12 protein-coding genes are annotated in these 12,195 nt (G+C 65.2%); 4 read left to right on the top strand and 8 right to left on the bottom strand.

Annotation, left to right across the window (positions count from 1 at the left end; genetic code table 11):
- Positions 1–6 precede the first annotated feature (6 nt).
- From HWE17_RS14235 to HWE17_RS14225, 3 genes are all read right to left on the bottom strand, one after another.
- Positions 7–1,362 carry a hypothetical protein gene (locus HWE17_RS14235; protein WP_176389174.1) on the bottom strand — a complete coding sequence of 452 codons (1,356 nt, stop codon included), beginning with the start codon at positions 1,360–1,362 and terminating at the stop codon, positions 7–9.
- Positions 1,363–1,366: 4 nt separating this feature from the next.
- Positions 1,367–2,095 (bottom strand): hypothetical protein, encoded by a 729-nt coding sequence (locus tag HWE17_RS14230; protein WP_176389173.1) that lies wholly within the window; start codon positions 2,093–2,095, stop codon positions 1,367–1,369.
- A 63-nt stretch (positions 2,096–2,158) separates the two neighbouring features.
- Positions 2,159–2,725 (bottom strand): hypothetical protein, encoded by a 567-nt coding sequence (locus HWE17_RS14225; RefSeq protein WP_176389172.1) that lies wholly within the window; start codon positions 2,723–2,725, stop codon positions 2,159–2,161.
- A gap of 412 nt (positions 2,726–3,137) precedes the next feature.
- Between HWE17_RS14225 and HWE17_RS14220 the strand changes: the two genes are divergently transcribed.
- Both HWE17_RS14220 and HWE17_RS14215 read left to right on the top strand, forming a co-directional pair.
- Positions 3,138–4,940, top strand: a complete 1,803-nt coding sequence (locus HWE17_RS14220) for a DUF1800 family protein (RefSeq protein WP_176389171.1) — start codon at positions 3,138–3,140, stop codon at positions 4,938–4,940.
- 9 nt (positions 4,941–4,949) lie between these two features.
- Positions 4,950–6,395 carry a DUF1501 domain-containing protein gene (locus HWE17_RS14215; RefSeq protein WP_176389170.1) on the top strand — a complete coding sequence of 482 codons (1,446 nt, stop codon included), beginning with the start codon at positions 4,950–4,952 and terminating at the stop codon, positions 6,393–6,395.
- Here HWE17_RS14215 and HWE17_RS14210 read toward each other — a convergent pair.
- Positions 6,392–7,228, bottom strand: a complete 837-nt coding sequence (locus HWE17_RS14210; protein ID WP_176389169.1) for an intradiol ring-cleavage dioxygenase — start codon at positions 7,226–7,228, stop codon at positions 6,392–6,394. The two genes, HWE17_RS14215 and HWE17_RS14210, sit on opposite strands and share 4 nt — an antisense overlap.
- Positions 7,229–7,359: 131 nt before the next feature.
- The gene (locus HWE17_RS14205; protein WP_051958667.1) at positions 7,360–7,788 is read right to left on the bottom strand and encodes a Spy/CpxP family protein refolding chaperone; all 429 of its coding nucleotides are present in this window, start codon (positions 7,786–7,788) and stop codon (positions 7,360–7,362) included.
- A gap of 193 nt (positions 7,789–7,981) precedes the next feature.
- Between HWE17_RS14205 and HWE17_RS14200 the strand changes: the two genes are divergently transcribed.
- Positions 7,982–8,671 carry a response regulator transcription factor gene (locus tag HWE17_RS14200; protein WP_176389168.1) on the top strand — a complete coding sequence of 230 codons (690 nt, stop codon included), beginning with the start codon at positions 7,982–7,984 and terminating at the stop codon, positions 8,669–8,671.
- A gap of 2 nt (positions 8,672–8,673) precedes the next feature.
- Complete coding sequence (locus HWE17_RS14195) at positions 8,674–10,173, top strand: ATP-binding protein (protein ID WP_176389167.1); 1,500 nt, start codon at positions 8,674–8,676, stop codon at positions 10,171–10,173.
- 41 nt (positions 10,174–10,214) lie between these two features.
- Here the strand turns inward: HWE17_RS14195 and HWE17_RS14190 are convergent, their stop codons facing one another.
- The 3 genes from HWE17_RS14190 to HWE17_RS14180 form a co-directional block, all read right to left on the bottom strand.
- A complete protein-coding gene (locus HWE17_RS14190) occupies positions 10,215–10,559 on the bottom strand; it encodes a FlxA-like family protein (RefSeq protein ID WP_176389166.1) in 345 nt (114 codons plus the stop codon).
- Between the two features lie 121 nt (positions 10,560–10,680).
- A complete protein-coding gene (dcd, locus tag HWE17_RS14185) occupies positions 10,681–11,250 on the bottom strand; it encodes a dCTP deaminase (RefSeq protein ID WP_035819543.1) in 570 nt (189 codons plus the stop codon).
- Positions 11,251–11,383: 133 nt separating this feature from the next.
- Positions 11,384–12,184 carry an alpha/beta fold hydrolase gene (locus HWE17_RS14180; RefSeq protein ID WP_176389165.1) on the bottom strand — a complete coding sequence of 267 codons (801 nt, stop codon included), beginning with the start codon at positions 12,182–12,184 and terminating at the stop codon, positions 11,384–11,386.
- Positions 12,185–12,195: the final 11 nt, after the last annotated feature.

The raw sequence follows: 12,195 nt of genomic DNA, 5'->3' as shown, positions 1-12,195 counted from the left end.
TTCTCCTCAATGGATAATCAAACGCGACGCCAGGGGCGGCAGCGGCCTGCCGGACTGGCGGCCATGCCGCACGACATCGGCGCACAGCTCCGACGTGTCCAGCGTGCTGCGCAGGGCCCAGTGGGTCAGCAAACGTCCCAGCAGCTCGCTTTCGTCTTCCGGGCTCAAGGTGCCGCTGGCGCGCGCCTGGCCCAGCACGGCGAACACCTGGGTCGGCGTCGCCTGGTACATCTGCGCCGGCGCCAGGGTCCAGCTGCGAAACAGCTGCGCCAGCATGGCCGGCTGGCGTGTGTGCACGGCCATGGCCTCGACCAGCGAGCCGCCGCGCAAGGCTGGCGGCCGGTGCTGCACCAGCAAGCCCACGAGGGCCGCCATGCTGGCCTGCAACTGTTCCAGCAGCCGTTGCCGGGCTGGCGGCAGACCCGTCAACGGGTAGTACGACAGCCACAGCTGCTCCAGCCGGTCCCACTGCGAGTGCGGATACAGGGCCCGCCCCATGGCGCAGCTCAGGCGCACCCGCAGCCATGGCACCGGGTGGGGATCGTCGATATTGAGGCGGAAGACAAACACGCGCGGCAGGCTGACCACGCCGATCAGTCCCAGGGTGGCGGCCACGCCGACCCGCGCCAGCGACCAGAAATCGGCCACGATTTCGGATATCCACCGTTCCCACAGCTGCCAGACGTGCACGGCACCGCTGCCGCCGTGCTGCATCGCTTGCAGCACGGGCCGCAAGGACGCCACCAGATCCAGCAGCGCCGCGCCCTGGTGGCCCACCTCGTGCACCAGCGACGAGGCGATGCTGCTGCCGATCATGCGTTCGCGCGGCAGGCGGATGATGGCGACGGGATTGTCGCCGCCGCCCGGCAGGCGCGTGCGTGCGCGGCGGATGGCCGCGCCCGGTCCCCGGTCCAGGTAGCAGATCACGGGCGGCGCCTGGTACACATTGCCGGGCAGCGCCAGCGCATCGGCGGCAACGATGTCCAGGCCAGCCAGCCACACGCCCGTCTTGTGCTCGCTGCGCTGCGTGATGACTTCGTTGAACAGGTCGAACTGGGTCAGCGCGGCATTGAACTTCAGGCGCAGGAAGGTAAAGCGGCGCTGCGCCTCGGCGGCCGTGGCCATGCTGGCGCCGTCGGCGTGCTCGCGCCGCAACCACCACTGGAACTGAGCCACCATGCGCCGCAGTTCGCGCCGGCCCTGCACCAGCTGGCTTTCGATGGCCGACTGGGCGCTGGGCATCAGGGCGGCCGCCAGCACCGTCGGCTCGATCAGCGCGAACGGCTCCAGCCGCGCCAGCCGCGTCAGCAGCGAGCGTGCCTCCTGCGCCAGCATCCAGGCAGCGTAAGCGCCGATGGCCATGATGTCAGACGCCGTACAGGACGATTTTGTGGCCCTGGCGCGCCCAGCGTCCGCTGGACTGGCGCATGCCACCCTGACCGCGTCCGCCGCCCTGCGACATGCCGCCGCCCGCACCGGCGCCGCTACCGTTCTGCGTGGCGACCTGGCCGCCGGGGCGTCCCAGCAGGCCGGGCGCGAACTGGCGCGCCGCCGCGCTGGCGGCCGCCTGGGCGATGGCGCGCGGGTCGCCCGCACCGCGCGCCTGCGCGGCACGGTTGACGGTATCGGCGGCCAGGCGCACGAACTGTTTGGCGCCTTCGAATTCGCGGTCCTCGTTTGACGACGCTTCCGCCTCCAGCCCCAGCGCGCCGCCGGCGGCCGAGGCCAGGCCGCTGCCGATCTTGGCGCCCAGCGGGCCGCCGAAATAGCCGCCGATGGCGCCGCCGGCCAGGGGAATTGCCTTCTTCGCCACCCCCTTGAGCACGCCGCCGATGGCTTGTCCCACGGGCGACTTGATGATGCCGCCCGCCACCGACGCGGCCTTGCGCAGGAAATTGCCGAGAAACTGCTCCAGTTCGGCTTCATTGCTGACCGACAACAGTTCATTCGCCAGTTCCATCTCCTCGGTCTCGGAAAACATGGCGTTCGTGCCGCCCTCGCCGCTCCACTCGCCCTGGCCAAACTCGAACTGTTCCGCTTCAAAGCCGGACATCTCCTGTCCGTATTCCAGGGTCGTACGATCCAAGTCATGCATGATCAGCTCCTCAAAGTGATTACCTCGGTTGGGACTACCTTGCCGGGCAGACTGGCCGTCCGGCTAACAATCGAGCACGACGATGTGCCCGCCCTCGCGGCGCCAGCGGCCAGCGTCCCGCCCCGGCGTTTGCGCCGCCTGCCTGAGCAAGCCTGGCGCCTCGCTGCGTGCCACTTGCAGCAAGGCCGTTTCCACCCGTGCCCCGGGCGCGCGCGTGCCCATGCCGCCGTCCTGCGCCAGCGCCGTGTTGACGGCATCGATCAGATGCACGACCTGGCGCGCCAGTTCGAATTCCTTGTCTTCCGGGCTGAGTCCTTCCAGTTCCATGCCGAAGATGCGGGCAGCGCGCCGCTTGAGCGCCTGCGGCGAACCGCCATGCAGGGGCAGCAAGGGCGCCACCACCTTGCCCAGCAACTGGCGCAGCGGCCCTTCCAGCGGCGTGCCGCGCACTTGCTGTCCCGCCGCCGTGGCGTCCAGCTGGCGCTTCAGGAAAGCATCAAACTGGGCAGGCGCCTGCAATTCCAGCAAATGCGCCGCCAGTGCCAGTTCATCTTCCTGCTGCAAAGGCAGCATGCCCGGCGCTTCAGGCAATTCCATTTCGGGACGATAGGCGAGCAGGCGGCTGGTCATGACAGGCTCCGGTGAAAGATGGGCGGGTAAGCCATGCCTCTTTGTTGCAAGGGCCATGCCAGTCAGGCGCAGGGGAAAAAAGAGACAGGACGGCGAACGGCGTTTCGCCGATAGCGTAAAAACCATGGTTTCCGGCGAAGCAGGTTTCGTTGTCAAGATGAGCTTTTGAACAAGCTTAATTGGCAGGAATGGTTACGTCGCCTATCCGCCACAGTGCTTGTTCTAGACAAAAAATATTTTTCATTTTCAAAAAACAAACTTCGCGCTACATCTTCAAACACACCTTCATTGCCACGCCAAATGGTCGCAAAAATAAACGTGGCCAACACGTAAATAGTTAATTGGAAACAGGATTTTAGTAGCCAAGCCCTACAATTAACGGGCCAGAATTTGATTGCTTGAAAGAAACTAAATGATAGACCCTACTTTGCGCCGTTTATTGGCCATCACCCTACTTAGCCTGCTAGCCGCCTGCGGCGGTGGCGGCGACAGCAAGACCGGCGCCACCCAGAACCCGGACATATCGGTCGTGCCACCGGGGACCACCGCTCCCGGCGATCCGGCAGCCCCCGGCACCAAGCCCGGCGAGACCATTCCGCCGCCGCCCCTGACCACGCCACCGGCCGGCCAGACGGCCACGTTCACGCGCCCGGCAGCGTCGCGCTTCCTGGGCCGCGCCACGTTCGGGCCGGACATGGCGGCCATCGATGCCCTGGCCGCCAGCGACAGCGACGCCTGGTTCCGCGCGCAGTTTTCCAAGCCGCAAACCTTGCACCGTAAATATATCGACGCCAAGTATCCCGTCGCGGGCGCGGCGGCCACCCAGGCCGTGCCGAACGACTTTTATGAATCGTTCTGGCAGCAAGCCGTGCGCGGCGACGATCAGTTGCGCCAGCGCGTGACCTTTGCCCTGTCGGAAATATTTGTCATCTCAACGCAAAACGAGGCCGTGTGGCCGCAAACGCGGGGCGTCGCCAGCTATTACGATATGCTGGGGCAACATGCGTTCGGCAACTTTCGCACCCTGCTGCAGGGCGTGGCCACGCATCCGATGATGGGGCTGTACCTGTCGCACCTGCGCAACCAGAAGGAATCTGCCACGCGCACGCCCGACGAAAATTTCGCCCGCGAAGTGATGCAGTTATTTACCATCGGCCTGTACCAGCTGAATGCCGATGGTTCATTGAAAATGTCCGGCGGCAAACCCATCGACACCTACACGCGCGACGATGTGAGCGGCCTGGCGAAAGTGTTTACGGGCTGGAGCTGGGCCGGGCCGGACCAGGGCGCGAACCGCTTCTTTGGCAGCGTGGCCGATCCGGACCGCGACTGGAAGCCGATGCAGAACTATGCGGCGTACCACTCGACCAGCGAAAAACGCTTTCTGGGCGTCAGCGCGGCGGGCGCCGCCGGCGGCGAAGCGGACATGGCCCTGGCCCTCGACACCCTGTTCAACCATCCGAATGCGGGTCCCTTCTTTGGCCGCCAGCTGATCCAGCGCTTAGTGACCAGCAACCCCAGCCCGGCCTATGTGGGCAGGGTCGCGGCCGCCTTCGCCAACAATGGTTCTGGCGTGCGCGGCGACATGCAGGCCGTGATCCGCGCCGTGCTGCTCGATCCCGACGCGCTGGCGCCAGCCGGCAGCAGCCTGCGCACGGGCAAGCTGCGCGAACCGCTGGTGCGTCTGGGCAACTGGATGCGCGCATTCCACGCCAAGGATGCCGCCTTGCAGTACCGCATCTATTACCTCAGCGATCCGCTGTCGGGACTGGGCCAGAATCCCATGAACGCGCCCTCCGTCTTCAATTATTTCCGTCCGTCCTACGTGCCGCCCAATTCGGCGCTGGCGACGGCGGGCCTGGTGGCGCCGGAAATGCAGATCACGTCGGAGCCGTCTGTCACCGGCTACCTGAACTTCATGCAGGACGCCATCAGCGGCGGCGTGGCGGAAAACAGCGCCGTTAAGGGCGACTACTCGGCCGAACTGGCGCTGGCCGAGCAGCCGGCCGCCTTGCTGGACCGGGTCAACTTGCTATTAATGTCCGGCAATATGTCATCCCGGCTGCGCACCAGGATCCTGTCGGCCGTCACGAGCATCGCGATTCCCGCCGCCAACGGCAGCAATGCCGCGCAAGTGACGAAGGCGAAATCCAACCGCGTGTACCTGGCCATTTTCCTGGCCATGGCCTCGCCTGAATACCTGGTTCAAAAATAAGGAAGCTGCATGACTACCCCTACTCACTTCTCGCGCCGCCGCTTCCTCGGCTCCATGCTGGGCCTGGCAGGCAGCACGGCCGCGCCCTTCGCCCTCAACCTGGCCGCCATGGGGCAGGCTGCGGCCCAGTCCGCCGACGACTACAAGGCCCTCGTCTGCCTGTTCATGAACGGCGGCAACGATACCTTCAACACGGTGCTGGCCACCGACACGCCTTCATGGAGTGAATATGTGCGCCTGCGCAACACGGGCAGCAACGATTCGATCCATTTGCCCGGCGTCGGCGAAACGGGCGGCGTGCTGCCGATCACACCCGCCACGGCGCAGGCAGGCCGCAGCTTTGCCCTGCATCCCGCCCTCGCTCCCGTGAAAGACCTGTTCGACGGCGGCCGCGCCGCCATCGTGGCCAATGTCGGCACCCTGATCCAGCCCCTGACCCTGGCCCAATACAAGGCGGGCAATGTGGCGCTGCCGCCGAAACTGTTTTCGCATAACGACCAGCAATCGACGTGGCAATCGGGCTTGCCGGAAGGCGCCAGCATCGGCTGGGGCGGACGCCTGGGCGACCTGCTCGGCGCCGGCAACGCGAATGCGACGTTTACCGCCATCTCGGCCGCGTCGAACGCGCTCTTCCTCAGCGGGCGCCAGGTGCGCCAGTTCCAGGTGGGCCGGGCGGGCGCCGTGCCGATCCGCAATATCGGCGGCGGCTACCTGTTCGACACCACCGAGGGTGAAACCGCCTTGCGCGACATCATCAGCACGGCGGGCGACGACATGATGGAGCAGGAACACGTGGCCACGGTGCAGCGCGCCATTTCCAGCCAGAGCGTGCTGAGCGGCGCCATGCTGGCGGCCGGCGCGGGCGGCGTGCCCAATCCGCCGCCCTATATCAACCCGAACACGGGCGCGTCCAGCGTCAACCAGCTGGCCGTGCAATTACAGACGGTGGCGCGCATCATCGGCGGACGCGGCCCCCTGGGAGCGAAACGGCAAGTGTTTTATGTGACACTGGGCAGTTTCGACACGCATGACCGCCAGAAGGAGCTGCATGGCGACCTGATGGCGCGCCTGGCGCACGCGCTCGCGTATTTCGACGCGACCCTGGCGGCCCTGCAAGGTGCCGACGTGCGGCGCCAGGTGACGACCTTTACGGCCTCGGATTTCGGCCGCACCTTCAGCAGCAACGGCGACGGCACGGATCACGGCTGGGGCGCGCACCACTTTGTCGTGGGCGGCGCCGTAAAGGGCCGCGACATCTACGGCACCTTCCCCACCACGGGCCTGGGCCATGCGCTGGACGTCGGCTCCGGTGCCCTGCTGCCGACCACATCCGTTGACCAGTATGGCGCCACCCTGGCCAAATGGTTCGGCGTGGCCGACAGCCAGCTGGCCGAAGTGTTCCCGAACATCGGCAACTTCAGCCGGCGCGACCTGGGATTCATGACGGCAGGCTAGCCGTTCACGGCGATGGTCAGGGTGGCCACATAGCCATCCGTGGCGTTGCCCGTTACCGTGGCCATCTGCAGGCTGGTGCCGTCGCCAAAGACATTGTCGCTGGCATAGCTGATCTGCGCCAGGTTGCGCACGCTGGCCGTGTAGCCGCTGGCCGTGTAGGCCTCGTTCAAGGTTGCCATCGAGAAAGTGAACTGCGACGTCTTGATGCGGTTCGAGGCAGAGGCCGCCTTGGCCAGGCTGGGATAGACCTCAAAGTGCACGTGCGGCATGCGCCCGGCGTAGCAGCCGGGAAAGATGGTCGTAAAGCTGACGTTGCCAGTAATGTCCGTTTCCTGCACGCCGCGCAAGTAATTTTGCGCCGTCACGCCGCTCGAATACAGCGAATACAGGCCCTCGCGGTCGCAATGCCACAGATAGACGGCGTAGCCAGCCAGGCTGGCGCAGCCGCCGCTGGCGTTGAGCAACTGCAAATGAATGGTCAAGGGCACGCCTGCCGCCACGCCCGTGGCGCCATTGAAACTGGCGCGGATATCGCTGCGTACGACGCCCGTCTGGTTCAGCACATTGATGATGCTGCCGCCATGCGTGTTCGTGCCATCGGCAGGATACGGCCCGCCCGTCTCCTCGGGTATCACCGTGCAGGCGCCCGTGGCCGCTACTGTGACGGTGCCGCTGCTGGCCGCCGTGGCGCCGGCGTCCGAACCGCCGCCACAGCCGATCAAAGGCAAGGTGGCGGCGCCGGCCAGCAGCCAGCGCAGCACTTGCCGCCGCTCAGCCGCCTGTCGCCGCATCATTTCGAGGTCGAATGCCAGACCGTGATCATGTAATTCCATATATATTCCATCAAGTGGGGCAAGCCCGCCTGGGCGGGGTTCAGGCTCGCGCACAGGTACAGCGCCTGCGTGGCCCGTCGCGAGAGCGCCTGGATGCGCATGTTGGCTCTCCCTGTGGTCGCGCCGGCCGCTTACTCGGGGCGCTCTAGCCGACGCGGGCCCTGGCGGCCGTCGCTCCGCTGCTGCGCCTGCTGGCGCTGTTCCGGCGTCAGCACGGCCAGCAATTGCTGCTCGAGGCGCGCCTGCTGCAAGCTGATCTGCGCCATGGCTTGCGCCGCCGTGCTGGCCAGCGCACTGGCCTTCGCATCGTCGTAGGCGCTGGACCCGGCCAGCGCACGCAACTGTTCATGGGCCTTGAAGGCGATCTTTTCCTGTTCCCGCAGCAAGGGCGCCTGAGCGTAGGTGGCGGCGAAAATCTTGTCCTGCTGCGCTTCGTTCAGCTCGATGCCATGCAGAAACGGCGGCAAGACTGGCGGCGGCCCAGACTGGGCCAGAGCCAGCAGCGGCATGCTGCAAGCGGACAGCAGCAACAAAGAGACGACGATACTCAGATATTTCATCGGGATTTCCTTTCGTGGCGATCAGCCCTGATTGTCGCCGTCTGGCGTGTAAAGCAACGTCAAGGCGGCGTAAAAGCGGGTAAAGGAAGGTGCGCAAATGTAAGCGGACGTATGTAAAAGCGGGTAAAACCGCCGTGAACGGCCCCCTTTGGCTGCTATCATCGGGCGATATTCACCCGAAAAAAGCACAGGCATGAGCAAGGTTTTGTTAATCGATGACGACGTGGAACTGGTCGGCATGTTCCAGGAATACCTGACGCAGGAAGGTTTTGATGCGCGCGCCGTGCATGACGGCGAAAGCGGCGCGGCCGAAGCGCTGACGGGCCTGTATGCCATCGCCATCCTCGACGTCATGATGCCGCGCATGAATGGCCTGGAAACCCTGCGCCGCATCCGTGCCGGCAGCAACCTGCCCATCTTGATGCTGACGGCGCGCGGCGACGATACGGACCGCATCGTGGGCCTGGAGCTGGGTGCCGACGATTACGTCACCAAACCGTGCACGCCGCGCGAGCTGACGGCGCGCATCCGCGCCATCCTGCGCCGTTCGCAAGCCGTGCCGCACGATGCGTCCGGCCTGGCGCCGCTGACCGTGGGGCAACTGACGATGTGGCCCGAACAGCGCCGCGTTGCCTGGGCCGGCGGGCACCTGGAACTGACGAGCACGGAATTCAACCTGCTGGAAGTGCTGGTACGCCATGCGGGCAAGCCCGTGAGCAAGAATCAATTGTCGGAACTGGGCCTGGGGCGGCCCATGGCCCGCTTCGACCGCAATATCGACGTGCACTTGAGCAGCCTGCGCCGCAAGCTCGGCAGCCTGGCCGATGGCCGTTCCTGCCTGCAAACCGTGTACCGTCTCGGCTACCAGCTGATCAAGGAGTAAGCGTGGGCCGTCTGTTCTGGAAGTTTTTTCTGTGCATCATGCTGGCGCAAGTGACGGCCACCATCGGCATCGGCGGCACCTTCTGGCTGAAAAACCGGGCAGCGCAGCAGGAACGGGCCCTCGACATCGATACCAGTCCGCCCGCGCAAATGATCATCGAGGCCGCCAGCGCCACCGTGGAAGCGGGCGGCAGCCAGGCCTTGCGGCAATTCCTGGGCAAGCTCGAACGCATGCGCGTGTTTGCCGTCGATGCCAAAGGACAAGAATTGATGGGCCGCACGGTGCATCCCGCCATGCTGGCCAAGGCGCACACCATGCTGGAGCAGGGCCAGGCCCATCCCGTCGTGCGCGAAGCGTCTGGCAGCGACGGCAAGCGCTACCTGCTGTTCCTGCCCTCGTCCGAACGTTTCCGCCATGCCGAGGCGGGCGCCGCGCGCGACACGCTCAACGCCGTCGCCATGAGCGGCCCGCGCGCCATGGGAGCCGGTCCACGACCGCAAGAAGCGGGCGCGCCGCCGCCACGCGGCGAATTCGGCCGCGGCATGCCGCCGCGCATGGACACGCCCTACCGCAACTTCATCCCCCTGGCCGCCGCCATCGCCGCCAGTTTGCTGTTCGCCTTTTTGCTGGCCTGGTATTTTGCGCGCCCCATCCGCGACTTGCGGCAGGCGTTCGAAGCCGCCTCGCACGGCAACCTGGCGCCGCGCTTTCACGCCAGCGGCAAGCGCGGCGATGAATTGACGGACCTGGGCCGCGATTTCGACCGCATGACGGGCCGCTTGCGCAGCCTGATGGATAGCCAGACGCGCTTGCTGCATGATGTGTCGCACGAGCTGCGCTCGCCACTGGCGCGCTTGCAGGCCGCCATCGGCCTGGCGCACCAGCAACCGGAAAAGATGGCCGCCTCGATGCAGCGCATCGAACGCGAAAGCGAGCGCATGGATAAACTGATCGGTGAACTGCTGACCCTGTCACGGCTGGAGGCCGGCGCCGCGCAAGCGGGTGCCGGGCACACGCACAGCGAAGACGTCAGCATCGCCGATCTCGTGCACGACATCGTGGACGACGCCCGCTATGAAGCCCGGGCGCGCCTGCTGGGCATAGCCCTGGCGGGCGACGCGGCCATGGCCGACGCCAGCGTCACGGGCCAGCCGGAACTGCTGGCCCGCGCCGTGGAAAACGTCGTGCGCAATGCCATCAAGCACAGCCCCGATGGCGGCACGGTGCACGTGGAGCTGTCGCGCCTGCATGATGACAAGCAGGAATGGCTGCGCATCGCCGTGCTGGACCGTGGTCCCGGCGTGGCCAGCGCCGACCTGGCCCGCATTTTTGAACCGTTCTTCCGCGCCAGCAATACCCAGCACAGCACGGATGGCCACGGCCTGGGCCTGGCCATCGCCCGGCACGTCATCAGCGCCCATGGCGGCCGCATCAGTGCCAGCTTGCGCAGCGGTGGCGGACTGTGCGTGGAAATGTTGTTGCCCGTCAAAACGCCAGGCTGACCTGTCGGCGAGCCTGGCGTTTTATCCGTGCGTATCTGCTGTTAGGCCTGCGTATCGATGATGCTGCCCAAGGTCGACGAGGTCGATTGGGCCGGACTCGTCGCCGTATCGGCGCTGCTGGCCGGCTGAGCGCCTTGCTGCGCCTGCGCGGCGGCAGCTTGCAACTGGGCAATTTGCGCCTGCAAGGCCTGTATTTGCTGCGCCAGCTGCTGCTGCAGCTTTTGCGACGCCTCCGTCTGCTCGCCCTTCTGCGACTCCGTCAACTGCTTTTGCGCCGCCGTGATCTGCTTTTGCAGCGCCGCGATCTGCGAACCGCTGCCCGCACTGGCGCTACTGGCCGCGCCGACTGCGCCGACTGCGCCGCCTGAACCGATTGCCGCTACCATGCTTCCTCCTCAGTGTTTCAATACCAAGGTTAACGGCAGGCATGAGGGGCGGATATAGGGCGGCGGGTGTAAAGGCAGGTAAAGACGGCTAAACCGGCTGGCGCCCCGCCCTTCGCTGCGATCAGGTCTTCGGCAATGTCACGCCGACCTGGCCCTGGTATTTGCCGCCGCGATCCTTGTACGACGTTTCGCACACTTCATCGGATTCAAAGAACAGCACTTGCGCCACGCCTTCGTTGGCGTAGATTTTCGCCGGCAACGGTGTCGTGTTGGAAAACTCCAGGGTCACAAAACCTTCCCATTCCGGTTCGAACGGGGTGACGTTGACGATGATGCCGCAACGCGCATAGGTGCTCTTGCCCAGGCAAATCGTCAGCACATTGCGGGGAATGCGGAAATATTCCACGGTACGGGCCAGCGCGAACGAGTTCGGCGGGATGATGCAATAACCCTTGCCCGATACGTCGACGAAGTTATTAGCGTCAAAATCCTTGGGGTCGACGATGGTCGTGTTGATATTGGTAAACAACTTGAACTCGTCGGCACAACGGATGTCATAGCCATAGCTGGACGTGCCATAGGACACGATACGGTTGCCGTCGCGTTCCTTGACCTGGCCCGGTTCGAACGGCTCGATCATGCCCGTTGTTTCCGCCATGCGGCGTATCCATTTATCGCTTTTAATCGTCATCGCAGGGGTATCTTTCTAGAATATCGGAATGGCTGGGGCCGCACGCCTGCTGCAGGCGCGGCCCGGATGGCAGGATTTTACGCGAAAATCCGCCGCCGTTGGCCCCCATCGCCTGAAAATCCCTGGCAATATTCTATTGCTTCGCCAGCAATGCCGTGATCATCTCGCGCACCACTTGCGCCGTCAGTTCCGGGTTTTCCATGGGAAACAGATGGCCGCCCGGCACCTGGCGGAAAAACTTGCCGACCAGCTTGCGCGTGGCCGTCAAGCCCGCTTGCCGGCATTCCACCGATTCCGTGCCGCCGATAAAACCGATGGGCACTGGCAAGCCATCCTTGACGAGGCCGCCAATATGGTGCGGCAAGCTGCGGTAGACATCCGTTTCCACTTCGCGCGTAAAGCGCAGCTGCACCCCTTCCGGATGGGGCACCAGGCCGCTGTCGATGTAGTCGCGCAAGACCTGCGGCGCCCAGATGGCGAACATGTCCTTGGCGGCAAAATGCTCATACGCCGCTTGCGCATCGGGCCACAGCTTGCGCCGCCGGGCGGAAAAACGTGACGGCGAGAACCGCTCGCCCAGCGCCGTGTTCCGCGCCAGGCGCACCAGCAAGGCGCGCCAGCCCGCCACCACAGGCGAATCGAGCAAGACCACGCAGCGCACCAGATCGGGCCGCTGCTTGGCCACCATCACGCTGAGCATGCCGCCCAGCGAATGGCCGACGAGGATCACGGGCGCGCTGTAGCGCCGTTCCAGCTCGTCGATATACTCGCGCACCAGCTCGGGCCAACCCGTGCTGACGGGATAGTTCGGGTCGTGCGCGTGCATGTCGAGCGCCTGCACGGTGTAGTGCTGGCCCAGCAAGCCAAACAGCTTGCGGTAGGTGCCGGCAGGATAACTGTTGGCGTGGGCAAAGTGCAGTTGCGGGAGGGTCATCGTGGGACGGT

This window comes from Janthinobacterium sp. BJB401, assembly GCF_013372745.1.
Classification (GTDB): Bacteria; Pseudomonadota; Gammaproteobacteria; order Burkholderiales; family Burkholderiaceae_D; genus Janthinobacterium; species Janthinobacterium rivuli.
Note: the sequence above shows the minus strand (reverse complement) of the source record. Positions and strands in the feature narration are given on the sequence as shown.